This window comes from Bacillus sp. MMSF_3328 (assembly GCF_030733525.1).
Lineage (GTDB): Bacteria > Bacillota > Bacilli > Bacillales > Cytobacillaceae > Bacillus_AB > Bacillus_AB infantis.
Map to the genome: position 1 here is coordinate 71734 of NZ_JASHIV010000007.1, position 24716 is coordinate 96449.

At 47.1% G+C, this 24716-nt stretch carries 21 protein-coding genes, 1 pseudogene and 1 riboswitch; of the genes and pseudogenes, 17 read left to right on the plus strand and 5 right to left on the minus strand.

The features are described from left to right. The first annotated feature begins 75 nt into the window (after nucleotides 1-75). Nucleotides 76-1566 carry a glycerol kinase GlpK gene (gene glpK / locus RBB45_RS13515; RefSeq protein ID WP_306009751.1) on the plus strand — a complete coding sequence of 497 codons (1491 nt, stop codon included), beginning with the start codon at nucleotides 76-78 and terminating at the stop codon, nucleotides 1564-1566. Nucleotides 1567-1835: 269 nt separating this feature from the next. Next, on the plus strand, nucleotides 1836-3503 hold the full coding sequence (locus tag RBB45_RS13520) for a glycerol-3-phosphate dehydrogenase/oxidase (RefSeq protein WP_224948550.1): 1668 nt from the start codon (nucleotides 1836-1838) through the stop codon (nucleotides 3501-3503). A gap of 70 nt (nucleotides 3504-3573) precedes the next feature. Here the strand turns inward: RBB45_RS13520 and RBB45_RS13525 are convergent, their stop codons facing one another. From RBB45_RS13525 to RBB45_RS13540, 4 genes are read right to left on the minus strand one after another with little or no spacing between them, the layout of a single operon-like run. After that, the gene (locus tag RBB45_RS13525; RefSeq protein WP_101548521.1) at nucleotides 3574-4392 is read right to left on the minus strand and encodes an ABC transporter ATP-binding protein; all 819 of its coding nucleotides are present in this window, start codon (nucleotides 4390-4392) and stop codon (nucleotides 3574-3576) included. Beyond that, nucleotides 4392-5423, minus strand: coding sequence for a FecCD family ABC transporter permease (locus RBB45_RS13530; RefSeq protein WP_009794675.1), 1032 nt, complete (start codon nucleotides 5421-5423; stop codon nucleotides 4392-4394). Before RBB45_RS13530 ends, RBB45_RS13525 begins: the two co-directional genes overlap by 1 nt. Further along, nucleotides 5420-6454: a FecCD family ABC transporter permease gene (locus RBB45_RS13535; RefSeq protein WP_009794674.1), complete on the minus strand. Its 1035-nt coding sequence runs from the start codon at nucleotides 6452-6454 to the stop codon at nucleotides 5420-5422. Before RBB45_RS13535 ends, RBB45_RS13530 begins: the two co-directional genes overlap by 4 nt. A 1-nt stretch (nucleotide 6455) precedes the next feature. Beyond that, nucleotides 6456-7523, minus strand: a complete 1068-nt coding sequence (locus tag RBB45_RS13540) for an iron-siderophore ABC transporter substrate-binding protein (RefSeq protein WP_009794673.1) — start codon at nucleotides 7521-7523, stop codon at nucleotides 6456-6458. Nucleotides 7524-7927: 404 nt separating this feature from the next. Between RBB45_RS13540 and RBB45_RS13545 the strand changes: the two genes are divergently transcribed. Next, nucleotides 7928-9319 carry a DUF1565 domain-containing protein gene (locus RBB45_RS13545; RefSeq protein WP_224948552.1) on the plus strand — a complete coding sequence of 464 codons (1392 nt, stop codon included), beginning with the start codon at nucleotides 7928-7930 and terminating at the stop codon, nucleotides 9317-9319. Between the two features lie 248 nt (nucleotides 9320-9567). Continuing rightward, nucleotides 9568-10959 (plus strand): hypothetical protein, encoded by a 1392-nt coding sequence (locus RBB45_RS13550; RefSeq protein ID WP_306009752.1) that lies wholly within the window; start codon nucleotides 9568-9570, stop codon nucleotides 10957-10959. Nucleotides 10960-11040: 81 nt separating this feature from the next. Here RBB45_RS13550 and RBB45_RS13555 read toward each other — a convergent pair whose 3' ends face one another. Beyond that, nucleotides 11041-11586, minus strand: a complete 546-nt coding sequence (locus RBB45_RS13555; RefSeq protein ID WP_009794669.1) for a GbsR/MarR family transcriptional regulator — start codon at nucleotides 11584-11586, stop codon at nucleotides 11041-11043. A 311-nt stretch (nucleotides 11587-11897) separates the two neighbouring features. Here RBB45_RS13555 and proV point away from each other — a divergent pair, with 311 nt between their 5' ends. From proV to RBB45_RS13620, 13 genes and pseudogenes are all read left to right on the plus strand, one after another. Further along, the gene (gene proV, locus RBB45_RS13560) at nucleotides 11898-13124 is read left to right on the plus strand and encodes a glycine betaine/L-proline ABC transporter ATP-binding protein ProV (protein ID WP_009794668.1); all 1227 of its coding nucleotides are present in this window, start codon (nucleotides 11898-11900) and stop codon (nucleotides 13122-13124) included. Continuing rightward, entirely contained in the window at nucleotides 13121-13954 is an 834-nt protein-coding gene (locus RBB45_RS13565; RefSeq protein ID WP_009794667.1) for an ABC transporter permease, read from the plus strand. The genes proV and RBB45_RS13565 overlap by 4 nt, the downstream gene beginning before the upstream one ends. A gap of 15 nt (nucleotides 13955-13969) precedes the next feature. Continuing rightward, entirely contained in the window at nucleotides 13970-14860 is an 891-nt protein-coding gene (locus RBB45_RS13570) for a glycine betaine ABC transporter substrate-binding protein (protein WP_009794666.1), read from the plus strand. A 287-nt stretch (nucleotides 14861-15147) separates the two neighbouring features. After that, nucleotides 15148-16554, plus strand: coding sequence for a right-handed parallel beta-helix repeat-containing protein (locus RBB45_RS13575; RefSeq protein WP_224948556.1), 1407 nt, complete (start codon nucleotides 15148-15150; stop codon nucleotides 16552-16554). A 140-nt stretch (nucleotides 16555-16694) separates the two neighbouring features. Then, nucleotides 16695-17379 (plus strand): annotated as a pseudogene (locus tag RBB45_RS13580) (DUF2711 domain-containing protein). An 82-nt stretch (nucleotides 17380-17461) separates the two neighbouring features. After that, nucleotides 17462-17645: riboswitch (Lysine riboswitch) on the plus strand. A gap of 102 nt (nucleotides 17646-17747) precedes the next feature. Then, a complete protein-coding gene (locus tag RBB45_RS13585; RefSeq protein WP_224948557.1) occupies nucleotides 17748-18587 on the plus strand; it encodes a transporter substrate-binding domain-containing protein in 840 nt (279 codons plus the stop codon). Between the two features lie 64 nt (nucleotides 18588-18651). Next, the gene (locus RBB45_RS13590) at nucleotides 18652-19383 is read left to right on the plus strand and encodes an amino acid ABC transporter permease (protein ID WP_009794662.1); all 732 of its coding nucleotides are present in this window, start codon (nucleotides 18652-18654) and stop codon (nucleotides 19381-19383) included. Nucleotides 19384-19400: 17 nt separating this feature from the next. Next, the gene (locus tag RBB45_RS13595; protein ID WP_009794661.1) at nucleotides 19401-20138 is read left to right on the plus strand and encodes an amino acid ABC transporter ATP-binding protein; all 738 of its coding nucleotides are present in this window, start codon (nucleotides 19401-19403) and stop codon (nucleotides 20136-20138) included. Between the two features lie 137 nt (nucleotides 20139-20275). After that, nucleotides 20276-20758 (plus strand): GNAT family N-acetyltransferase, encoded by a 483-nt coding sequence (locus RBB45_RS13600; protein WP_224948558.1) that lies wholly within the window; start codon nucleotides 20276-20278, stop codon nucleotides 20756-20758. Nucleotides 20759-20770: 12 nt separating this feature from the next. After that, nucleotides 20771-21208, plus strand: a complete 438-nt coding sequence (locus RBB45_RS13605) for a GNAT family N-acetyltransferase (RefSeq protein ID WP_224948559.1) — start codon at nucleotides 20771-20773, stop codon at nucleotides 21206-21208. Between the two features lie 89 nt (nucleotides 21209-21297). After that, nucleotides 21298-22242 (plus strand): DMT family transporter, encoded by a 945-nt coding sequence (locus tag RBB45_RS13610; RefSeq protein ID WP_224948560.1) that lies wholly within the window; start codon nucleotides 21298-21300, stop codon nucleotides 22240-22242. A 241-nt stretch (nucleotides 22243-22483) separates the two neighbouring features. Beyond that, a complete protein-coding gene (locus RBB45_RS13615) occupies nucleotides 22484-23308 on the plus strand; it encodes an STAS domain-containing protein (RefSeq protein WP_180827270.1) in 825 nt (274 codons plus the stop codon). A gap of 114 nt (nucleotides 23309-23422) precedes the next feature. Continuing rightward, nucleotides 23423-24427, plus strand: a complete 1005-nt coding sequence (locus RBB45_RS13620; protein WP_101548547.1) for a DUF3231 family protein — start codon at nucleotides 23423-23425, stop codon at nucleotides 24425-24427. Nucleotides 24428-24716 lie beyond the last annotated feature (289 nt).

Genomic DNA, 24716 nt, shown 5'->3' on the forward strand with positions numbered 1-24716 from the left:
GTCTGCAAAATATATAGAGAGCAAGGGGCCTATCTGCCCCCCGCTCTTTTTTATCAAGCGGAGGGAGGAATATCTATGGGGAAATACATCTTGGCACTTGATCAGGGCACAACCAGTTCCCGTGCCATATTATTCGATAAAAACGGTGAGATTGTGGAAACGGCTCAGCAGGAATTTGAGCAATTTTTTCCAAAGCCAGGGTGGGTTGAGCATGATGCCAGCGAAATCTGGACCTCGATCCTTGCCTGTATGGCATCCGTCCTGCGGAAGGCTGATGTGGGACCGGAGGAAATAGCGGGCATCGGCATCACGAATCAGCGTGAAACCGCGGTTGTCTGGGATAAGCACACGGGGAAGCCTGTTTACCATGCCATCGTCTGGCAGTCCCGTCAGACAGAGCCTATTTGCCGCGACCTGCGGGAGCAGGGATATAATGATCTGTTCAATAGTAAAACCGGTCTTCTTCTGGACCCTTATTTTTCAGGTACAAAAGTAAAGTGGATTCTTGATCATGTGGAAGGTGCAAGAGAGAAGGCAGAAAACGGCGATCTGCTGTTTGGCACCATTGATACTTGGCTGGTATATAAGCTTTCCGGGGGGAAGGTTCATGTGACTGATTATTCCAATGCCTCCCGGACCTTGATGTACAATATTTATGATTTGAAGTGGGATGAAGAGCTTCTTGACATCCTGACTGTACCAAAAAGCATGCTTCCTGAAGTCCGCCCATCTTCTGAAGTGTATGCCCATACAGTGGACTATCACTTCTTCGGGCATAATGTCCCGATTGCGGGCATCGCCGGCGATCAGCAGGCCGCTCTGTTCGGCCAGGCCTGCTTTGAAAAAGGGATGGCGAAGAACACTTACGGAACCGGCTGCTTTATGCTGATGAATACCGGTGAAGAACCTGTTAAATCGAGCCATGGGCTGCTTACGACGCTTGCATGGGGCGTGGATGGGAAAGTTGAATATGCACTTGAAGGCAGCATCTTTGTAGCGGGGTCGGCCATCCAATGGCTGCGCGACGGCATGAGGATGATCGACAGTGCTTCAGCCAGCGAGCAGTATGCACTGAGGGTCGATTCTACAGAAGGCGTCTATGTGGTCCCTGCCTTTGTCGGACTGGGGACACCGTATTGGGACAGCGATGCCCGCGGTGCGGTTTTCGGCCTGACCAGGGGGACGACAAAAGAGCATTTTATCCGGGCGACCCTGGAATCGCTCGCCTATCAGACAAGAGATGTGCTGGACAGCATGGCTGCAGATTCCGGTACAGAGGTGAAATCCCTGCGGGTAGACGGCGGTGTGGTCAAAAATAACTTCCTGATGCAATTCCAGAGCGACATCCTCGGCGCCCCTGTAGACCGCCCGGTTGTCAATGAAACGACCGCACTGGGGGCTGCTTTCCTAGCCGGCCTGGCTGTATGCTACTGGTCCAAAAAAGAGGAAATCACAGCACACTGGAAAAAGGACCGCACTTTCACGGCAGAAATGGCCGAAGAGACGCGCGAAGAACTCTATAAAGGCTGGAAAAAAGCTGTGGCGGCCACCCGTGAGTATAAATGAAGTCAATTTCCATAATGTGCCACAAAACGATTGGAATGCTTTAATTTTCAGCTTTATTATGGTATACTAAAAACAAGTTAATATATTTGGATGGAGAACTCGAGAGACCACATCGCTCTATTTTTCGGCAACGAAAAGCAGGGCTGATTTGTGGTCTCTTTTTTTGTTTTTCGGGTATGGGACTTATAGAGCTTAAAAAACAAGACAGCTCCTCATAGGCTGGAGCCGGGCTGAAACATGAATATGATGATCCTGAAGGGACTGATTTGATGAAATTCACCAACTTACAAAGACATGATATAAAGGGAAAAATACAGAAGGGGCCATTGGACCTTCTTGTCATCGGCGGCGGGATTACAGGCGCTGGAATCGCGCTGGATGCCGCCCTGAGAGGGATGAAGGTGGCTGTCGTTGAAATGCAGGACTTTGCTGCCGGTACATCCAGCAGAAGCACAAAGCTTGTCCACGGCGGACTGCGCTACTTGAAGCAATTTGAAATTGGGGTTGTCGCAGAAGTCGGCAAAGAGCGGGCCATTGTGTATGAGAACGGGCCGCATGTCACCACACCGGAATGGATGCTGCTTCCGTTCTATAAGGGAGGCACTTTCGGACCATTCACAACGAATATCGGCCTGAGGGTATATGACTTCCTTGCCGGTGTCAAAAAGGACGAAAGAAGAAAAATGATGAAGCCGGAAGAAGCCCTGAAGCGGGAACCGCTGTTAAAGCGCGAGGGGATGAATGGCGCAGGTTATTATGTTGAATATAAAACAGATGATGCCCGCCTGACTCTTGAAGTCATGAAAAAAGCGGTTGAAAAAGGGGCGTTTGCACTCAATTATATGAAAGTCACTGATCTTGTCTATGAAAACAGTGCAGTGGCAGGTGTGAAAGCGGAAGATCTGACCGATGGAACGGTACAGGAAATCCGGGCAAAGAAAATCGTCAATGCAGCAGGCCCATGGGTAGACACACTGAGGGAAATTGACCATAGCAAAAAAGGCAAATCGCTGCAGCTGACGAAGGGGATCCATCTTGTATTCGACGGCAAAAGATTTCCGCTGAAACAGGCTGTGTACTTTGACACGCCTGACGGCCGCATGGTCTTTGCCATCCCGCGTGAAGGCAAGACTTATGTAGGCACCACAGATACGGTCTACAAAGGGAATATTGCCCATCCAAGAATGACGGTGGCAGACCGGGATTATGTCCTTGGTGCGATTGACTTCATGTTCCCTGATGTGAAGATCACGGCTGATGATGTGGAATCAAGCTGGTCCGGATTAAGGCCGCTGATTCATGAAGACGGGAAATCACCTTCTGAAATCTCGCGCAAGGACGAAATCTTTGTGTCGCATTCCGGATTCATTTCCATCGCCGGCGGCAAACTGACAGGCTACCGGAAAATGGCGGAAAGCATCGTCGATCTAGTGGCAAAGCAGCTGGGTGAAGAAGATGAAGCAGACTATCCTAAAACAGCCACGATGCACCTGCCAATATCGGGCGGCGATGTGGGCGGTTCTGAAGGATTTAAGTCATTTATGACAAACAAAGTGAGCGAAGGAAAAGAGCTGGGCTTGACCGAAGAAGCAGCAAGGAAGCTTGTTCAGCGCTATGGCTCCAACGTGGACATCGTCTTTGATATCTATAAAAACGGCAAAGAAAAGGCTTTGGCAGAAAATCTTGATCCAGTCGTCTACGCGGGCTTAAGATACAGCATTGACTACGAAATGGCCTACAAGCCTGCCGACTTCTTCATCAGAAGGACAGGGGCCCTCTTCTTTGACATCGGGTGGGTCCGGGAACATAAGGATGCTGTGATCATGTTCATGAAAAAAGAATTCAGCTGGTCAGAGGAACAGGCAGCAGCTTACACAGAAGAGCTGGATGTACTGATTTATGAGGCCTCACATCCAATTGAAAAGGAAGAATTTTAAATAGAGACCAAAAAGGGCCTGGTCCCAGCTTAGTAAAGCTGGGACCAGACCCTTTTGATTTTTCGGCAAATCAATTAAAGGCAAATTCCCTTTTGACATGATGGCGCCCTATAGGCACTACAGATGGGCATCCTGCAACAGGGTCTTCTACAACCGTACAGTGAAGGCCGAAAATATCTTCGATCAATTTGCTTGTAATAACCTCTGATGGCGCTCCCTCTGCCACAAGCTTTCCTTTATCGAGAGCAAAAATATGGTCTGCATAACGGGCAGACAGGTTGATATCATGAAGGACCATGACGATTGTCGTTCCGTGCTTCCGGTTAAGGTCTGTCAGCAGGTCGAGGATCTCGACCTGGTAGGTGATATCCAAGTAGGTTGTCGGCTCATCCAGGAACAGGATGTCAGTCTGCTGTGCCAGCGCCATGGCAATCCAGACACGCTGTCTTTGGCCGCCTGAGAGTTCATCGATATGGCGGTCGGCAAATTCAGTGATCTTCATCAGCTCCATGGCTTCAGCAACAGCTTCATAATCCTTCTTAGTCCAGCCTTTCAGAAAAGACTGGTGCGGGAATCTTCCGCGTCCAACCAGGTCTGCAACCGTTATTCCCTCAGGAACAATCGGTGTTTGAGGAAGAAGCCCGAGGACCCGGGCCAGCTGTTTTGGCGGAATTTTATGAATGGGCTTACCCCCCAGGGTAACCTGCCCGGAATCAGGTTTGATCAGCCTTGCCATTGTTTTGAGCAGGGTCGATTTACCGCAGCCGTTGGCACCGATGATGATGCTTATTTGGCTGCTGGGAATGCTGATGCTTATATCATGCAGGATGGTTTTCTGATCATATCCGGCAGTGACTCCTTCAGCCCGGAAATCATGTGTCGGTTTCATTATAAATCACCCTTTCGATTCATTCGGATCAGCAGGTAGATCAAATATGGGGCACCGATAATGCCTGTGATCACACCTACAGGATATCTGGCATCGAATGCGAACTGTCCGATAAGGTCTCCTGCCAGTACTAAAATGATGCCGACAAGGCCTGCCGGGACGATGCTAGAGAATCCAACCCCCACCAGCCTCTTGGCAATGGGCCCGGAAAGGAACGCGATGAATGCGATCGGTCCTGTGGCCGCGGTAGCTAATGCAATGATCAGCACTGAACTGATGATGAGCATCAATCGCGTCTTATTGGTATCTACCCCGAGTGAGGTGGCTGCCTGTTCCCCAAGCTCCAGCATATCCAGCCTTTTCCCGAGCATCATGATGATGGGGGCAAAGATCAGGACTGTAATCATGAGCGGATAAAGATCTTCCATTTTCGCCCCGTTCAGGCTCCCTGTCAGCCATCTCATGGCAGCAGGGAGGTCATTCTGCTGGCCAATCAGCAATAAGTAGGATACGGCAGCATCAAGCATGGCCTGGATGCCGATCCCGATCAGGATTAATCTGCCTATTGAGAAAGAAGAACCTTTTGATAATAGAAAAATAACAGCCACTGCAGTAAGCCCGCCGATAATGGATGCGATGGAAACAAAGGTATCGCTCGCGTGGAGGACGGTGATGCAAAAAACCGCAGCGGCGCTGGATCCGGCTGTTATGCCGATCACATTCGGGTTTGCCAGGGGATTGCGGAGCATCGTTTGGAAGACATGTCCCGCAGCGCCAAAAGCAAACCCTGTAAAAACACCTGCAATCATTCTCGGGAAGCGTATGGTGCCCACTGCAAATGAAGCGCCTTTTACTTTTTCGCCCATCAGCACGCTGATGACATCTGAAACAGGATAAATCGTGTTTCCCAGCATAAGCATGGTCCCGCAGAGGGAGAAGGCGATCATGGCAAGAAGCGAAGTGACAAGAACAAACCGGCGTCGTCTCTTTAGTCTGCCCATCATAATAAGATTCATGGATTCATTCATCATAACGCACGCATTTTCGCTTTCATAGTAATTAAGATCAATATAGGAGCCCCGATAAAGGCTGTAACAACACCGACTTCAAGCTCTCCCGGACTTCCCAGTACCCGGCCGCACACATCTGCTATGGTTAAGATGGCTGCGCCTGAAAGAGCAGACATCGGGATGACAAACCGCAGATCCGGGCCGATGACGAGCCGGATCAGGTGTGTGGCCAACAGGCCGATAAAGCCGATGGGGCCTGCCAGCGCTGTCGCCGCACCGCATAAAAGGACGCCGCCAAAGGCAGCGGAAAGCCTGAGGGTTCCTGTCCGGACTCCCAGCCCCTTGGCGGCTTCATCACCTAGTGCCAGTGCATTCAGTCCTGGAGCTGTAAAGACGGCAATCAGCAGTCCAATAATAAGAAAGGGTATGAAAATGGAGACAGAGTTCCAATTTCCTGCCCCGACACTGCCCACCTGCCAGAATCTGAACTGATCCATCACGTTGGAGCGGGGAATCATAACCGCCATCACAAGGGATGATAACGCAGCACTTGTGGCAGCACCCGCTAAAACGAGCTTAAGGGGCGTGGCACCGCCACTCCCCATTGAACCAATTCCGAATACAAAAATGGCAGTTATGAATGCACCAGCCAATGCAAGCCAGATATACTGGCCAGCACTGCCTATATCCAAAAAGGAAATTCCGCAGACAACGAATAAGGCTGCCCCTGTGTTGACTCCCAATATGCTTGGGTCTGCAATTGGATTGCGGGTGACCGACTGCATGAGGGCACCGGAAACTCCTAATGCCGCTCCGCACATTAAGCTGAATACAGTCCTGGCAATTCTTTGGCGCACCACATTTGCTCCATGGCTCTCTGCTTCCGGATGGAATAAGCCGTCCATCAGATCATTCCATCCCACAATGCGGGATCCAAAAGCAAGTGAAGCCAATACGCATAAGCCGAGCAGGACCATAGAAAGGACCAGCACCATGATGAAATGCTTCGGCAGATGCAGCTGCTTATTTTCTGAAACGGAAGTATGATTCATTTTACTGAACTTTGCCTGCAGCTTCTGAAAGCAATGTCAGATACTCGTCAATGGAATATTCAATCGAGAGCGGGCTCGGTGTACCTGCTGCTGCAAGCGGAGTGTTATCTCCGATGATGACAACAGAGCCTCTTTCTACTGCAGGGATTTTTCCAAGGATAGGATCAGCCTGCAGGGCTGCAAGAGTTTCATCATTTCCATAAGATACGATAATTTCAGCATCGTTCAGCATATCTGCATTTTCGGCACTTACTTCGATATAGAAGCTGTTTGGATCAGTCATTTGGCTTGTGAGACTTTCAGGATATTCCATCTCCAGCTCAGAAAGGAATGCACCGCGCGGATCTGCTGGAGAGTAGATATAAAACTTGGACAAATCAGAAGCATCAAAGCTTACGAATGCAGCCTTCTTCCCTTTGACCTCCGGATGTTCGCTCACTTTATCTGCAATCAGTTTTTCTGTATCGGCAATCAGCTGCTTGCCTTCTTCTTCCATGCCCAAGCCCATTGAATTATAGGTTACTTGCTCGCGCCATGAGGCCACCCAAGGGCTTGTCTGATAGGCAACAACTGGGGCAATTTCGCTTAGTGTATCATATTCTTCCTGAGTGATGCCTGAGTATGCGGCAAGGATCACATCAGGGCTTACATCAGCAATGGCTTCGAAATCAAGGCCGTCAGTATCCTGGAAAATAACAGGGGTATCGGCATCAAGTTCTTTCAATGCATCCGCTGTCCAAGGCAGCATCCCGCTGTCATCCTGAACACCATAGTTTGCAGCAGAGAAGCCTACAGGCACCACGCCTAGAGCAAGAGCGACGTCATGGTTCGACCATGCAATCGTAGCAACGCGCTCAGGTTTTTCTTCTATAGTAGTTTCGCCAAAAGCATGTTTGATTACGATTGGATACTCAGCAGAAGCTTCTTCGGATTCAGCCTTATCTGTGTTGGAATTCCCGGCAGATTCTGAGTTTCCATTTGATTGATCATCTGAACAGCCAGCTAATGCAAAAGTCAGCAAAGCGATCAGGAATGTTGTAAAAATAGAAAATCTTCGTTTGGCATTCATCTTGTTTTTCCTTCCTTCTCTGAACGTAATTGATAATAATTATCACTATCATTAATTTATATGGTATGGATGATGATGTCAATAGAATATTTAGAATTCAGAAAACTGGGAGGAACATTGTATAGCAGGCACAGTTGATTCAGGATCCTGTGACTTTGCTGTGCTTTTAGGATTTTTCAAAAGGCAGCTTGCACCCATAGCATGCGCTGTTGGGCTTCTAGTTATGATGAAGGGCTGCATAAAGCGGCAGCCGGCGGTTTATGCTTAATTTCTATTGAAATGGATGAGGTTTTTGCCGATATTATGAAGCAGGATGAAAATAGCAATAGGCTGATTTTCTAGGCTGCCATGCCTCTTCTTAAAAAGGGACTGGCTGGAGTGAAGCTGACGGGAGTGAAATAGTATTGAATAAGTGGATTGCAGGGCTGGTGCTGATCCTGGTTTTTTTGGCCATCGGAATGTTCATCAATGAAACGGAGACAGGGACTTCCCCGAAAAAAGTTCTATATGTGTCGCCGGACGGCAGCGACAAAAATTCGGGAAGCAAGCAAAAGCCTTTAAAAAACATACAAAAGGCAGCTGATTCAGCAGAGCCGGGAACTGTCGTTTATGTTAGAGAAGGTATTTATAAGGAGCAGGTTGTTATCAGGGAATCCGGATCCAAGAATGCGCCTATTATGATTAAGTCATATAAAAAAGAGAAAGCAGTATTGGATGGAACAAGCCTTAAGGCAAACGGGGACAACCAAGGTCTGATATCCATCCATAATAAAAGTTATATTACGATTGACGGGTTTGAAGTCAGAAACTATAAAACAGCGGAAGAAGATTTGGTGCCGATCGGCATCTCTGTCAGCGGCAGCGGAAAGGGTATCCGGATTTTGCGGAATCATGTTCACCATATTGAGACGCTACATGAAAACGGCAATGCCCACGGGATTGCAGTCTATGGAACAAAGGCGCCGGAAGCTTTTGAAGATATAGAGATCACGGGGAACCTCGTAGAGGACTTAAAGCTTGGCTGGAGTGAAGCAATTGTATTAAACGGGAATGTGAGCCATTTTAAAGTGACCAAAAATATCGTCAGGCAGAGTAATAACATCGGAATTGATATGATCGGATATGAAGGAACATCGCCCCGGGAGGCTTATGACCAGGCCAGGAATGGACTTGTCAGCCATAATACCGTCTGCGGGATATCGAGCTACGGCAACCCTGCATATGGCCCCCATTACACAGCCGGCGGCATTTATGTGGATGGAGGAAAGGATATAACAATTGAGGAGAACCGGGTCTATCAGAATGATATCGGCATCGAAGCAGCCAGTGAACATAAAGGGAAGTCGACAAGCGGGATAAGTATCCGCAAAAATATAATCTTTGAAAATAGAAGTGCCGGCATTGCCATAGGCGGGTATGACGAGGAAAGAGGCAATACGGTTAAATCCAGCATTACTGATAATGTACTGTATAAGAATGACAGGGAATATCAGGATGGCGGGCAAGTGCTCATTCAATACAATACAAAACATAATACAATCAAGAATAATATCATGGTTGCGGGTGAATCGGGACTTTTGATCAGCAGCCCTTTCAGGAAAAGTGAAGGCAACAGCATCAACCATAATATGTATTATGTTAGCGGCGGAGAAAAGAAAACACGTTGGATCTGGGAAGAAAAAGAGATCTCCGGATTCAGTGAGTATCAAAAGAAAAGCCGGCAGGACGGCAATAGTGTGTTTCAAAAACCGGAATTTATAGATGAAGGAAAGAAAGACTTCCGTCTGGAAAAATAGGCCTGCACTGCAGGTTTTTTTATTTTGCTTCCAAGCAGCACTTAGCATCTATGCAATGACCAATCATCAGATGCGGCCCGGAAAAATGGCATCGGGCACCTGGCAATGGGGCTCCAGTCTTGGAAGAAGGAACTTGGATGCCAGGACCCGAAGTTAGGGTGTTGCGCATACGTATGCTAAAATACTGATAGAGGGTTATTTTATACAGATCAGTTATTGTTTACAGGAGAAATAAGGGGGGATTTGAAATGAGACAGGATCAATTCTTGCTTTATGATCATAAAAAACAGATCAGTCTAAAAGCGGAGCGGGCAGCATTCTATCTGCAAGGTCAGATAATTGAAGCGTTCAGTGAAAAGAATGAAGTTTATTATCTTATCTTTTATAAATATCATTTCCTGTCAGCGGTGAAAACCACGAAACTCCGCCGCCATTCTTACATTGAGCACGCCTTTAAAAAAGGCATAGTCTTCGAAAGTCCCCACCCGCTTATTAAAATACTGCTTTCTTCTAATCACCCTTGCCAATGCATCAGCTTTAAGCAGCTGCTAAAAAAGCTGGAAAGGCAATACACCCCCCAGGAAAAGTCATTTATTCTTACCTTTTTCGAATCACTGATACCCAAAAGGGATCTGTTCAATGAAATTAAATCCGTCTATTATGAATACCGCCGCAATGGAGACTATTTTTCAGGCTATCAGATGATCCGCCTGATCATGGAGTTTGCCCCAAAAACGAGTCTGGCTGTTTCGCATAGCAATGATATGATCTTCAGTAAATATGCCTGGCAGTACAGTGAAAAGCCTGAGAAACTGTTTGCCAAAGATCCCATCTTTGCAGAAAAAACACTCTATTCCCAGAGGGAGGACGAAGTATGCTTCCAGCAGCTTATTGACCGGCTGGAAAAAGAGTCCCGCTGGATGGACCTCATCGCCTTATCCATACAAAAACTCATAGCGTCACCTTCACCTGACTGCTATGCCCATCTTTTAAGATTGCTAGCTCAGCATACAGAAATAGATTCCCTCCACATTCAAGAGTCCTTATCTTTTCAATTGCCTGCCTTCCTTCCATTGCAAAAGGATCTATTAGAAAAATATATACAAAACCATGCTGCTGATAAAGTTTTCAAACTGATGAAAACCAATGCTTTTCAGCTGGATGATTCTCAGATATATGCCGTTGGGGAAATGCTGGAAGAGTGGGAGCCGGACACTCAGCCTGTCCAGCCTGAACTGCTGTATCCCCTCATCAAGCGATATATCAGCAGATTCCCTGAAAAAGCTGACAAGCTCCTTAAAAAGTTTGTCATATCGCTGCTGAATACTCATGAGCTGCCATATATCCAAAATTGGCTGAAGCCATTAAAAGACAAGAATAAGAAGCTGGCGATAGTTGAAAAAATTGATATGATGCAAAAGCTTTATGAAGATCCCGATGATATGCAGCAGCTTGGGGAGCTGTATTTTGAACTGAGCCAGCTGGATAAAGCGGTTGAATGCTTCAGCTGGGAAATGGAGCTGAAGCCCGCTGATCCGAGACCTCTGCAATGGCTGGCGAAAACCTACCATGAAAAAGGGATGGACTACGAATCAGATGCCTATCGCCAGCTGTGTATCCAGCTCCAGAAAAGGGCTTGAACCAGCCAGTGCCTGCCGCTGATCCCCTAATCCAAAAAGGTGCCTGCCCCATCAGGGGGCAGGCACCTTTTTGGAGAGCATCTACTCTTCCTTTTTTTCATCCTCAGACTTTGTCAGTTCAAAGATCTCCCTTGATTCAAAAAGATCGATGACTTTGTTGAGCCAGGTATAGTATTCAATGGCGTAAGTGATCTTTTGAAGATGGTTTTCGGCTTTCTTTACCGTTTCATCATCTTCTGTATGTGATAGGACTTCTTCGAGGTCCTTAAGTGATCTAAGCGAGGCATCCAGGTTCATCTGGGTTCCTTTTCTCCATTGCGTACAAAAGCGATCGATGAAATTCTGGTACCAATCCCCTTTGACCTGGTATAAATCTTTTCTTTCTCCTTTTCGCCAGACCTTTTCAACCATATTTAATTCCAGCAGGGTCCTGACACCAGTGGACATACTGGTTTTGCTCATTTCGAGCTCTTCCTTCAATTCATCCAATGTCATGGGTTTATTTTCAAAATAGAGGGTTCCATAGATACGCCCGATAGAGGCGGGAACTCCGTATAAATGCATGTTTCTCGCGACAGATTCAATGACTCTCTCCCGTGCCTGTGCGACCAATTCTTCGTTATGCATGATACACCACCATTCTAGTCACAAATGAGAGGATAATTATGCTAATCCATTCATCTTGATTCATTTTAAAGTTTGAACCCACTAAAGTAAAGTAAATGCAAGTTGAGGAAAAGGGAGCATATCAGAAGAAATCTAAGAATAAGATAATTTAGTACGTACAGTTCAAACTGTACGTACTTTATTGATGGAATTTGATGGATTTATAGGTTTGTTGTATGCAACTAAAGTCCCTTATACTTTTTAAGTACGCTGGAAAAACAGTTCGATTCGACAGAAATCGTCATGTATAAACAAAGTTTAGAGGTGGATTTATGGCTGAAAAGAAAATAAGCGTCCAAAACGTTACGAAAGTCTTTGGTAAATCGCCCCATCAGGGAGTCAGACTCCTGAATGAGGGGAAATCAAAGCGGGAGATACTTGAAAAGACTGGAATGACCGTCGGTGTCAATAAAGCGAGCTTCGATGTGTATGCCGGGGAGATATTCGTCATTATGGGATTATCCGGGAGCGGAAAATCCACATTGGTCCGGATGCTGAATCGGCTGATCGACCCAACCGATGGAGAAGTACATATTGATGGAAAGAACATCGTTAAGCTCAACCCCCAAGAGCTGCGGGAAGTAAGACGGAAGAAACTGAGCATGGTATTCCAGCGCTTCGCATTATTCCCTCACCGAACTGTTCTCGAAAATACTGAATACGGCCTTGAAATCCAAGGAGCAGAAAAGTCCGCATGCAGACAGAAGGCAATGGAGTCATTAGAGCTTGTCGGCCTTAAAGGATATGAAAACAGCTATCCGAGCGAACTGAGCGGCGGTATGCAGCAGCGTGTCGGCCTGGCCCGTGCCCTTGCGAACGACCCTGACATCCTGCTGATGGATGAAGCGTTCAGTGCGCTCGATCCATTGATCCGCAAAGATATGCAGAACGAATTGCTTGAACTGCAGGAAAAGATGGAGAAAACGATCGTTTTCATCACCCATGATCTTGATGAAGCTCTCCGCATCGGCGACCGAATTGCTCTGATGAAGGATGGGAACATCGTCCAGATCGGTACGCCTGAAGAAATCATGACAAACCCTGCCAATGAATATGTGGAGCGGTTTGTTGAGGATGTTGACCTCTCGAAGGTCCTAACGGCAGAGCATGTCATGAAACGCCCTGAAATGGTGCGCATCGACCGCGGTCCGCGTGTGGCTGTGAAGGTCATGAAAAATGAAGGGATATCCCATCTGTTCGTAGTTGACAGCAAGCAGAAGCTCCTCGGCACCGTCACAATCGAAGCTGCTTCAGCTGCCGTCAAGAACCAGCAGACCCTAGAAGAGATCCTCATTACTGATCTCGATTCCATTAAACCGGAGACCCTTCTCGTAGACTTGTTCGAGCAGGTGGCTACGGCTGTACTTCCGCTGCCTGTCATCAATGAGGAAGGACGGCTCAAGGGAGTCATTGTAAGGGGCGCTGTACTTGGTGCACTTGCAGGGCTGGAGTCTGATCTTAATGCAGATGTTCAGGGAAATGAGGTGGAAAGCATATGACATTTTTGCCGAAGCTTCCGTTAGCCAGCTGGGTAGATAGTGCGGTCAGCTGGATCAAAGACATTCTGGGCCCGTTCTTTGACATCCTGACAGATGGAATCGGAGCAGTTGTTGAATTCTTTGTCATGGTATTGGAATCGATACCGGCACTGCTGCTGATTTTGATATTTGCAGGCTTGGCCTGGTGGGTAAGCCGCTGGACGATAGCATTATTTACCGCTATAGGTTTATTGCTGATTGATAATCTCGGCTATTGGGATGGCACGATCGATACGCTTGCCCTTGTCCTGGCATCGGTCATTATATCGATCATCATAGGAATTCCTATTGGAATCTGGATTTCACAAAGCGACCGTGCGCAAAGCATCCTTACGCCGATCCTTGACTTTATGCAGACGATGCCGGCCTTTGTATATTTGATCCCGGCCATCATTTTCTTTGGGATCGGGGTCGTACCAGGTATCATTGCTTCCGTCATCTTCTCGATGCCGCCAACGATCCGATTGACCAATCTCGGAATTCGCCAGGTGCCGGAGGATCTTGTAGAAGCATCTGACGCATTTGGCTCAACGCCAAGCCAGAAGTTATTCAAGGTTCAGCTGCCATTGGCAATGAACACCATCATGGCCGGAATCAACCAAAGCATCATGCTTGCTCTATCCATGGTTGTTATCGCATCCCTTGTAGGTGCGCCGGGACTGGGTGCAGATGTGTACCGTGCCGTGACCCAGCTGAAAGTCGGTACAGGTTTTGAAGCTGGTCTCGCCATCGTCATCCTGGCGATCGTGCTTGACCGGATTTCTCAAAATATAAGAATCACTAAAAACTAAGGGGGAAGTATCACAATGAAAAAATTGCGTATGGCCGGGTTGGCTTCAATCCTTGCATTGTCTGTCGGATTGGCTGCCTGCGGAAATGATTCTCAAGATTCAGAGGAAGGCAGCACGATCGGTGATGGAGTGGATTACAAAATCACTGGCATCGAGCCTGGTGCCGGAATCATGTCGGCAACCAATAAAGCATTGGAAGAGTATGATAATCTGGAAGACTATACACTGGTTGAATCTTCTTCGGCTGCTATGGCTGCTGAGCTGGACAACGCCATCAAAGATGAAGAGCCTATCATCGTAACTGGCTGGACGCCGCACTGGATGTTCGCTAAGTATGATCTGAAATATCTGGAAGACCCTAAAGGGATCTACGGTGAAGCAGAGAAAATCGAAACCTTCACACGCAAAGGCCTGGAAGAAGACCAGCCAAGTGCTTACAAAGTGCTTGACCAATTTTTCTGGACAAATGATGATATCGGTGAAGTCATGGTTGCAATCCAGGAAGGGACAGATCCTGCCGAAGCTGCTGACACATGGGTGAAAGACAATAGCGATAAAGTAGCCGAGTGGACAAACGGCGCAGAGGAAGTAAGCGGGGAAGATATCTCACTTTCTTATGTGGCGTGGGATTCTGAGATTGCAAGCACCAATGTAGTAGCGAAAGTGCTCGAAAGCATCGGCTATAATGTGGAAATGGTTCAATTGGATGCAGGCCCAATGTTTACAGCTGTGGCCAATGGCGACGCAGATGCGACCGTTTCCGGCTGGCTGCCGCTGACACATAAAGACTATCTTGATCAGTATGGCGACGATATGGAACGCCTTGGTGAAAACCTTGAAGGCGCGAAAACAGGACTTGTCGTTCCTTCTTACGTGGAAGCTGATTCAATCGAAGACTTAGATTAATGAGGCGAGAGCCGGGGATGATCCCGGCTCTTTTTCTGTCTGCGCCACTTTAGAAGTTTGAGGGGTTCAGCTGCTTTACGTGCAAAATGCAATGGAAATTTAACGGATTGAAAGTGGATGTACATAATAGAGGCATATCCCTGGATATGTCTCTTTTTCTAGCAATAGCAGTCGGACCAGAACCCGTTTTTACAGTCGCACTCTTTAACAGACAAGCAATTAATAGTGCCTTGTCCAAGCACTCCCCCTCTCCTTGCATATTTTATAAGGAAGGAGGATGAAATATTATGACTGAATTCATCGTAAATCCGGGCCAGCGCATTCAGGATTTTATTGATGGAGCTGAGCCTGGAGATATTATTACTGTGAACCCTGGTACCTATGAGGAACCAGATATTACAGGTCCGACACTGATCAGGATTGATAAACCGCTGACAGTAAGATCCAGTGGAGGGCCTGAAGTGACGTTTTTGAATGGAAACAGTGAAGAAGAGCGTAATATTGTGGTGGAGATTTCTGCAGCCAATGTGGTTCTTGAGGGCTTTACGATCACAAATCCGCTTTACAGCGGTTCCGCGGAAGCTGTTGGAGTCAGGACCCGATTAATAGACCAGGCTGTTGCGCCGAGTGATGTGGAGATTCGCGGAAACATCATCAGGGAAATTGGAACACCGGCCCGGCAGGCAATTGAAGGGACATATGGAATCAGGACGAGTGCGATAGAAAGGCTTCGGGCAGCTGATAATGAAATCTCTGAGATCAGGCATGCGAGTGCCTCTGCACCGGCCATTGGCATTTCTATTGAGGGCACCTCTCAGCAGCAGCTTGCCAATGACGTAACCCTTGAGGGTAACCGGGTTTACAATATTCAAGCCCTGAGTGAAGAAAGTACTGCGGTCGCTGTGAAAAGAGAAACGGCAAATGTCCTTGTACGGGGGAATAGAATTGAGGCACCTGAGGGAGGTGCTGCCAATGTGAAGAGAGGCATCGCGACAAGCCCGGAAGTAAGAGGCCGGGTAGAAATCGCGGAAAATGCCGTTAAAGGGGCCACTGATGCCGGAATGAGGCTCGGAAGCCCGGCAGAACAAGTGGTGACAAGGAACGAGATTCTAGAAAACAGAATTGGCATCTTCGTCGAGGCTACTGCAGTGACACCGCCAGTGATTCAGCTAAATACATTCAGCGGCAATGAAGAGTGGGGGTTATTCAACGCCTCTGCTGTAACTGTCAATGCGGAAAACAATTACTGGGGACCTGCCGGGCCGAACACACCTGGCGGGGATGACATCGGAGGGCCGGGCCCGGTTGAGTTCATTCCTTTCCTGCGGGTGCCGCCTGGAGTGCCGTTCGTTACTACCGGGCCGATTGCCAACCTGCCCTCAGCAGGCCGGCCGATTAGCCAGCTGTATGTTGTAATTGAGAACGTCAGTGACACGGAAGAAACGGTCAGGATCGAGGGCTATTATCTGACTGACACCCAGAATCTCTATGTGCTGGAGCTGAACCCGCTTGCGCCGGAAAGCTCACCGGGCTCCACCATCACAAGAACCTATTATGCCAACTTTGATTTATTTGAACTCAGGTTCTTCCCTTCCAGTGACAGAGTCCTGATTTCTGTCTGGGGACTGGACCCCGATGGCCAGCTGGCCGGAAAGCTGAGCCTGGTAAATAATGAATTGACCAGGTTCAGCTAAGGAAAAATTGAGCCGGGGGGACAGGTCCTCTGGCCCGTTTGGGCCAAGGGACCTGTCCCCCCGGCCTGTCACCATTTTGTGTTACCTTTTCCTCGCTCCTTCGTTTAATAAGTGAACGAATAAAAGCGAGGTGGCAGTCCATGTTAAATTACTTATGGCTGGATCACTGTTCCCCAATTCTCGGACAGCTCCCGGCACCGTTCAAGTCCTGTGCGATCCTGCTTCATCCCTTTGTCAGGATGCCTGCCGGCTGGACAGCGGCACAGCCTGATTCAGAGGACGTTTTTTTAAGTGGAGAAGAGGCCCTGGAAAAAGGCCAGCCTGTACCATGGCAAAAGGTGATGAAGGACAGCGGGCTGAATTCACTTGATGAACTGGCACTCGCCCTGCAGACGGCGATTGTGGGATTGAGGAAAGAGTATGCACGGAAGGATTTAGCCGAAGCTCTGGATAATTATATGGATCCGGACCTTTATTTGCCGCCAGAGGACCAGACATCTGTATTTCTGTTGGGGAGTCTGTTGAATGTTCTTGGGTCAAAGCAGGCGGAAAGCATTTATTATTCCAGCCCCATCCCGTTGACAGAAGGTCCATGCCGTTAAAGGAAGCTGCTCCTTTAGGGATTCTCGGGCTTTCAAATGCGGAGCTGATCATCACCGATCAGCAGATGGATTACCTTTTATGAGTGTAATAGATTCTTTCATCACACTGTTTCTGGCCAAAGAGACTGATATAGAGCACATCATCCGGTCCAGCAAATGGGAAGCTATCATCTGCGGCAATAATACCTGCTTGAATTGGTACCTCCAGGAAAATCATACCTGACATAGTGCCCAGGACGAAGGATTGACAGATTATTTATATAGTTGTAGACTATTAGAGAAAATTAAATAAGACCTCACTTTACCAGTGAGGTAGAGGCGCGGTGTTTAACAGTCTTTAGCGAAGCTTGAGAAGCGATGATGCTAGGGAGAAGGAAATATCGCCGAAGCGGGCACATATATCTCAGTATGGCCTGCTGGGTCTGCAGTTAAGAGCTGCAGGACTGTCTCAATGGGCTTCCCGGCTTATTGAGTTGTGCTATCTCATTTAGGGAAAAAAAGAGGACTTATGGGCATATGTATATAACGACCTAAGTTAATCTTAGGTCGTTTTTATTTTGTTCTCATCATACAAATATAGGGGGAGAAAACATGAAAAAAGCTTCATTATTTTTAGCGGGTATGCTTTCGGCAGTCCTTTTGCTGGCCGGCTGCGGATCAAGCACAAGTTCAGGTTCAGATTCAGGGTCATCGGAAAGTGATACGTTCAAGGTTGGCCTGGAGGCAGGCTACGCTCCGTTCAACTGGACGCAGAAAGATGATTCCAATGGCGGTGTAAAAATCAAAGGCTCTGCTGAATATGCGGGCGGCTATGATGTTGAAATTGCTAAGGAGATCGCTGACGGGCTTGGCAAGGAATTAGAAATCGTTAAGACAGAATGGGATGGCCTTGTGCCGGCGCTGACGTCAGGCAAGATCGATGCCATCATTGCGGGGATGTCGCCAACGGCAGAACGCAAAGAGACGATCGATTTCTCTGAGAACTACTATAACTCCCAGCTTGTTATGGTCGTGAAAAAAGGCGGAAAATACGAAAACGCGACTAGCCTCAATGACTTTAACGGAGCTAAAATCACAGCTCAATTGAATACATTCCACTATTCCGTGATTGACCAGATCGATGGTGTGTCCAAAGAAACAGCGATGGACAATTTCCCTGCGATGAGGGTTGCATTGGAATCCGGAATCATTGATGGATACGTGTCTGAGCGTCCTGAGGCAGTCAGTGCTTCTGCTGCCAATAACAATTTTGCGATGGTTGATTTTGAGGAAGGATTCGAAACTTCCGAAGATGATACAGCAATCGCTGTCGGTCTTGAAAAGGGCAGTGAACTCACAGAGCAAATCAACGAGATTCTAAAAGGCATTTCAGAAGAAGAGCGTACCACTATCATGGATGAAGCCATCCAGAACCAACCAGCAGCACAATAAGAAACGCATAGAACCGGCTGTAAGCTTACAGTCGGTTTTATGATGAATATAGAGGGGGAGAAAGATGAGCTTCGATTGGATCGTTAGAATCATCTCTGAAAACTGGCCGATGTTCCTTCGGGGAGCTGGGATCACGCTTCTCATTTCCTTGATCGGAACCATCATCGGAGCCGGCATTGGCTTATTGGCGGGAGTGGTCAGGACCATCCCGGCACCAGAGCGCGGACCCAAAAAAATCTTGCTGAAGGTGATTAATTTCGTCCTTTCAGTATATATCGAATTTTTCCGCGGAACACCAATGATTGTCCAGGCGATGGTCATTTATTATGGGTCTGCTTTGGCATTCGGCGTTGACATCAATGTCCTGGCAGCGGCCATCATCGTTGTATCCATCAATACAGGGGCCTATATGGCTGAAATCGTCCGAGGCGGAATCGTTTCCATTGATAAAGGGCAGTTTGAAGCAGCCCAGGCCATCGGGATGAATCATTATCAGACGATGTGGAATGTCGTGCTCCCGCAGGTCATCCGCAATATCTTGCCGGCAACAGGCAACCACTTTGTCATCAATATCAAAGACACATCTGTCCTTAATGTTATATCAGTATCGGAACTATACTTTATGACCAAATCAGTAGCAGGGAATAATTTTAGATACTTTGAGTCATTCTTTGTGGCATGCGTGATTTATTTTGTCATGACATTCATTGTTACAAGAATCCTGCGTTATTTTGAACGGAAATTAGACGGCCCTGACAATTTCGATTTGCTGGGCAAAGGTGAAAATAATCTGTAAGGGAAGGGGGAGCGGCTATGGAAAAAGTCATTGAAGTTCAGCACTTAAGCAAATCCTTCGGCACAAATCTGGTATTGAAGGACATTGATTTTTCAGTCAGAAAAGGAGAGGTGGTCACGATTATCGGCTCCTCGGGATCCGGGAAATCGACCCTCCTTCGCTGCATTAACCTGCTGGAGAAGCCAAGCGGCGGCCAGATTATCTATAATGGCGAGAACATCCTTGACGATAAGCATGATATTTTTGCTTACCGCCAGAACTTAGGGATGGTGTTCCAGCAATTCAACCTCTTCAATAATCATAATGTCCTGAATAATTGTGTGGTTGGCCAGGTCAAGGTGCTGAAACGCTCTAAGGAAGAAGCGGAAAAAGTCGCCATGAAATATTTGAAAGTGGTGGGCATGGATCAATATGTCAATGCCAAGCCAAGGCAGCTGTCAGGCGGGCAAAAGCAGCGTGTCGCCATTGCGCGGGCACTGTCCATGGAGCCTGATGTGATGCTGTTCGATGAGCCGACATCGGCCCTTGACCCGGAGATGGTGGGAGAAGTCCTGAAAGTCATGAAGGAACTGGCCGGTTCCGGTCAAACGATGCTGATCGTTACCCATGAAATGGAATTCGCTAAAGAAGTATCCGACCGCGTCGTCTTTATGGACAAAGGAGTCATTGCGGAAGAAGGAAGTCCTGAACAGATCTTCAATAACCCTGATCAGGAGCGGACCAGGGAATTTTTGAAGCGGACATTGAAAGTGTAAAAGAGCCGGGGGGACAGGTCCCGTGGCCCGTTTTGGGCCATGGGACCTGTCCCCCTGGCTTATCTTTTTTGTATAGCAGGATTTCGCTTATGGAGCGGTGAATATACAGAAGATGCCGGCCAGAGGAGTGCAAAGGGATGGAATACGAAATCATCAAAGCAGGAGCGGAGCATGAGGAAGCGCTCCTGAATTTATTGCAGTTTTATATTTATGACTTTTCCGAGTTCATCGATGCGCATGTTGGGGAGAATGGGAGATTCAGCGAGTATCCGCTGAGCGGCTACTGGACGGAAGAGGGCCATTACCCATATATAATCAAGCTCAATGAGCGCTATGCCGGTTTTGTGCTGGTGACAGAAGACAGCCAGTCTCTTTCCATCAACGAGTTTTTTATTTTTAAAAAATACCGCCGGGAAGGCCTTGGGAAGCAGGTGGCGAAGGATATCTTTGGGCTGCATAAAGGCAGGTGGGAGATTTTCCAAATCGAGAAAAACAAGCCTGCCCAAGGGTTTTGGGGGTGTGTGATAGATGAATATACAAACGGGGAATTTATGGAGCGGGAGGATGAGCATAAGCGGGTCATACAAGAGTTTGTCAGCGGAACAAAGCAAAATACATAAATGCAGGGGGATATGATGGTTTCTTTAAAAGAAATAGACAGACATAATTTTTTTGATGTGATTGATTTAAAGGTAGCTGAAGAGCAGAAGTCATTTGTCGCGACGAATCTGTTCTCGCTGGCACAGGCGAAGGCATTTCCAGAGTGCAACTGCCTGGCAATCTACCATGAGGAAAAGCTGGTAGGATTTACGATGTACTGCATAGATTTTGACGATAAGGAATATTGGATCTACCGATTGATGATTGATGCCAAATATCAGTCCCAAGGCTATGGGAAAGCGGCGATGGAGAAGCTGATTGAGCTGATCAAGGAGGACAAGGACCACCAAGTGATCTATTTAAGCTTTGAGCCGGAGAACGACCGGGCGAAGGAAATGTATGAAAAGCTTGGATTTGAGGCTGACGGCCGGGTGATTGATGGGGAGATTGTTTATAGGCTGGGTTATTAAGACGGAGTTGGGCCGGGGGGACAGGTCCCTTGGCCCATTTTGGGCCAGAGGACCTGTCCCCATGGCCTTTGAAAGGTGGAGAATCAAGCATGGACAGGCGTAAGGGAATACTTCTTGTTATGACGGGCGCGATGTTTTGGGGGATTGGCGGTACAGCGGCCAAGAAGCTTTTTCAGGATTTTCAGATTGATGTGGATTGGCTGGTGACCGTCCGGCTGCTCATTGCAGGGGTTTTGCTTTTGGCCGTCCAATACTTTGCAAAAGATCGTGCCCAGATCCTTGGTGTGTGGAAAAAGAAGAGTTCGGCTCTTCGTTTGATTATTTTTGGTCTGCTCGGAATGCTTGCTGTCCAATACACCTATATGGCATCGATTGAGCATGGAAATGCCGCGGTGGCAACGCTTCTGCAGTATTTGGCCCCTGTGATGATCATCTTATACCTGGTCCTCCGCAAACAAACGGTGCTGACGCGGGGAGATTTGCTGACCATCGCTTTGGCTTTGTTCGGAAGCTTCTTCTTGCTGACGAACGGCTCCATCTCGCATTTATCTGTGCCGGTGCCAGCGGTCGTATGGGGAGTTTTGTCCGGGGCGGCTTTGGCCTTTTATACGCTGTATGCTGTGCCGCTGCTTAAGGAATACGATTCCCTTGTCATTGTCGGATGGGCAATGGTGATTGGCGGGCTCGCGCTGAGCTTTGTCCATCCTCCCTGGCGAATGGACAGTCAGAGCTTAACGGGTGAAGCTTATGTGTATTTAGCCTTTGTGGTCCTTTTTGGGACGATGATTGCATTTTGGTTTTATATAGAAAGCCTGCAAATCCTGCATCCGAAGGAAACCAGCCTTTTGGGCAGCGTCGAGCCGCTTGCGGCTGTTCTGACAACCGTATTTTGGCTGAAGGAGCCTTTTGGTGTCTTTCAGTGGGCGGGTACGGCCTGTATTATTGGGATGATTTTATTTATTGCGCTGAAAAAAGAGCCTGCTGAGGGGAAGATGCTGCCGGGTGGAAGAGAAGAGCCGCTCAGAGTAAGCTAGGGGTTCTATCTGACCCTCCAAAAGGGAGAGTCGCAAATATATAAAAAAACTCGCAAATATATCCAAAAACTCGCAAAGATAGGCTGAGGGTAGGCCGGGGGAAAAGATCATCTGGCCACCCTGATGCAAGGGACCCGACCCTCCGCTTCAAAAAACCTATAAAAACTGGTTTAACTGTTATAATATCCGGGTATAAGTAAATGTTTTTTATTCATATAGCACATAGTAGGGGGATGTAGTAATGAGTATCAAACGAATCTTGAAGGATGAGTTAGTGCAATTTATTAACAACCACGGGGAAGAGTTTGAAAACAAATTGCTGTCTGAAGCAGTGAATGTTTCTGGGAAGATCAATGAGATTTTAAATAAGGGGAATATTGACCTTCTAAAAAATGCGAGGAAGTTAATTTACTTTATTGTTGACCACAATGAAAGCGACCTTATCGCATTTGCTCAGGAAGAAGGGGTTGCCTGGGCAGGGCATTCTTTAACTCTTTCTTTGAAACTGGAATGGGTCCAGGCCATAAGAAGAACAACTTGGCACATTATCGGCAGCCTTAATGAGGAAAGAGATGAGAAGATTCCAGCTTCAGATTTTTTTGAGTTGGAAAAAGCGGTGAATGACCAGATTGACCAGTTTCTTAACAATTTCTTCTTAAGCTACTCAAAATATAAAGATACAATGCTTCTTAAACAGAGGGAAACGGTTGAACATTTATCTGTACCTATTATACCGGTCAGTGAAACGGTTTCTGTCCTGCCTCTGATTGGATCGATGGATACGTACAGAGTTGAAATAATAGAAGAGAAGGTTCTAAATGAAATTGCAGCTACAAGGATCCAGACACTTGTTATTGATCTGTCAGGCATTGCCATGATGGAAAAAGATGTGATGGATGATTTTGAAAAGGTCCTGGCAGGAGTGGGCATGATGGGTTCAAAGGCCATTCTTACCGGGCTGAGGCCGGATCTTGTCAAAAAGATGGTCCGTGCCGGTATCCGCTTTGAGAAGGGTGCTGAAACAAAGGGGACGCTTCAAGAGACGTTAAAGGCATACCTGAAATAATCGACAAAGCAAGGCCGTTGAATCGGTCTTGCTTTATTTTTTTATCAAAAATTCCACCCCTCCGCTATGATGACTTTCTAAAAAAAGGACATAATATTTGCGAGGTGATTGGATATGAATAAGGAAAATTTCAAACTGACATCTTCTGAGATCGGTTCCTTGTGGGGAGAGTACATAAACGGAACAGCGGTTGATATAGTGAATAGATATATGTATTCCATTATTGAGGATGAAGAGATTAAGAGCATTTTTAATGAAGCGATCATGATATTCGAGCGGCAAAAAGCAAAATTAAAGGCGTTTATTGAGAACGAAGGTTTTCCTGTTCCTATTGGGTTTAACCAAACCGACCTGTACCCAGGTAAGCAGAGGTTGTTTACAGACACATTCTGCCTGAATTATTTAAATATCATGACTACACATGGACTGCTGGGGCACACCACATCATTAGGCATTTCGGTAAGGAAAGACTTAAGGTTATTTTACGGCGAATGTGATGAAGATGGGAAACAAATGTATCATCAAACTGTTGATTTATTGCTTGAGAAAGGACTTTTCCAAAGGGACCCGTTATTTTATCCAGAAGGACAGCCTAAGTATGTCACAAACAAGGATTTTAAGGATGGTTTTTTCGGCAATGGCAGAACGCTTTCGGCACCGGAGGTCATCAGTATTTCTTTGAACATCAAAAAGAGCATTATGGCCAAAACTCTTTCGATTGCTTTCAGTCAAATTGCCCAGTCAGAAGAGGTAAGAAAGTTCTTAACCAGTTCTGAGAAGACTGCCGATGGCCAGATCAAATCTCTTTCTAAGATCATGCAGGCGGATAATCTGCCGGTGCCAAAGTCCTGGGAAACAGAAGTTACTGTATCAACGGAATCGCCTTTTTCCGATAAATTAATCATGTATCATATGGGATTCTTATTTCAAGCCGCCCAAAATTACCATGGTGCTGGCCTGGCTTCTGCAATGAGAACCGACCTGGTCACTACGTACGAAGCAACCATTCTGCAAAACCTGGTGGTTACAAAAAACTGGTTTGATATTATGGTGAAAAACAAGTGGCTCGAACAGCCTCCGCTGGCACCGAATAGAGCAGAAATGGCGAAGCGGAAATAGCTTAGAATGCCCTACGATCAGATAGGGCATTTTGCTGTTGAAGGCATCTTATAAAGCCTGAATGAGGGGAGGTAAGAAGTGAGCTGACGATAGCTGAGGTGAGATTCAGCGGGTTTGCCCTTTGCAATCTGCGCGGAGTATACACTGTATTTGGTGCCTGGTCCCGACTTTTTCTAAAGCTTGAAGCATTGGGGCCATACATCATTTTACTTAAATTTTAGTGATATCTAATATGATTTTGCTGACATATCACATATGGAGACACCGAGCTGGCCGGCAGCTCCAAGTA

What these genes read in the sequence shown, in the direction of transcription:
- glpK (WP_306009751.1), top strand. Translation starts at nt 76, where the DNA reads ATGGGGAAATACATCTTGGCACTTGATCAGGGCACAACCAGTTCCCGT.
- RBB45_RS13520 (WP_224948550.1), top strand. Translation starts at nt 1,836, where the DNA reads ATGAAATTCACCAACTTACAAAGACATGATATAAAGGGAAAAATACAG.
- RBB45_RS13525 (WP_101548521.1), bottom strand. Translation starts at nt 4,392, where the DNA reads ATGAAACCGACACATGATTTCCGGGCTGAAGGAGTCACTGCCGGATAT.
- RBB45_RS13530 (WP_009794675.1), bottom strand. Translation starts at nt 5,423, where the DNA reads ATGATGAATGAATCCATGAATCTTATTATGATGGGCAGACTAAAGAGA.
- RBB45_RS13535 (WP_009794674.1), bottom strand. Translation starts at nt 6,454, where the DNA reads ATGAATCATACTTCCGTTTCAGAAAATAAGCAGCTGCATCTGCCGAAG.
- RBB45_RS13540 (WP_009794673.1), bottom strand. Translation starts at nt 7,523, where the DNA reads ATGAATGCCAAACGAAGATTTTCTATTTTTACAACATTCCTGATCGCT.
- RBB45_RS13550 (WP_306009752.1), top strand. Translation starts at nt 9,568, where the DNA reads ATGAGACAGGATCAATTCTTGCTTTATGATCATAAAAAACAGATCAGT.
- RBB45_RS13555 (WP_009794669.1), bottom strand. Translation starts at nt 11,586, where the DNA reads ATGCATAACGAAGAATTGGTCGCACAGGCACGGGAGAGAGTCATTGAA.
- proV (WP_009794668.1), top strand. Translation starts at nt 11,898, where the DNA reads ATGGCTGAAAAGAAAATAAGCGTCCAAAACGTTACGAAAGTCTTTGGT.
- RBB45_RS13565 (WP_009794667.1), top strand. Translation starts at nt 13,121, where the DNA reads ATGACATTTTTGCCGAAGCTTCCGTTAGCCAGCTGGGTAGATAGTGCG.
- RBB45_RS13570 (WP_009794666.1), top strand. Translation starts at nt 13,970, where the DNA reads ATGAAAAAATTGCGTATGGCCGGGTTGGCTTCAATCCTTGCATTGTCT.
- RBB45_RS13575 (WP_224948556.1), top strand. Translation starts at nt 15,148, where the DNA reads ATGACTGAATTCATCGTAAATCCGGGCCAGCGCATTCAGGATTTTATT.
- RBB45_RS13585 (WP_224948557.1), top strand. Translation starts at nt 17,748, where the DNA reads ATGAAAAAAGCTTCATTATTTTTAGCGGGTATGCTTTCGGCAGTCCTT.
- RBB45_RS13590 (WP_009794662.1), top strand. Translation starts at nt 18,652, where the DNA reads ATGAGCTTCGATTGGATCGTTAGAATCATCTCTGAAAACTGGCCGATG.
- RBB45_RS13595 (WP_009794661.1), top strand. Translation starts at nt 19,401, where the DNA reads ATGGAAAAAGTCATTGAAGTTCAGCACTTAAGCAAATCCTTCGGCACA.
- RBB45_RS13600 (WP_224948558.1), top strand. Translation starts at nt 20,276, where the DNA reads ATGGAATACGAAATCATCAAAGCAGGAGCGGAGCATGAGGAAGCGCTC.
- RBB45_RS13605 (WP_224948559.1), top strand. Translation starts at nt 20,771, where the DNA reads ATGATGGTTTCTTTAAAAGAAATAGACAGACATAATTTTTTTGATGTG.
- RBB45_RS13610 (WP_224948560.1), top strand. Translation starts at nt 21,298, where the DNA reads ATGGACAGGCGTAAGGGAATACTTCTTGTTATGACGGGCGCGATGTTT.
- RBB45_RS13615 (WP_180827270.1), top strand. Translation starts at nt 22,484, where the DNA reads ATGAGTATCAAACGAATCTTGAAGGATGAGTTAGTGCAATTTATTAAC.
- RBB45_RS13620 (WP_101548547.1), top strand. Translation starts at nt 23,423, where the DNA reads ATGAATAAGGAAAATTTCAAACTGACATCTTCTGAGATCGGTTCCTTG.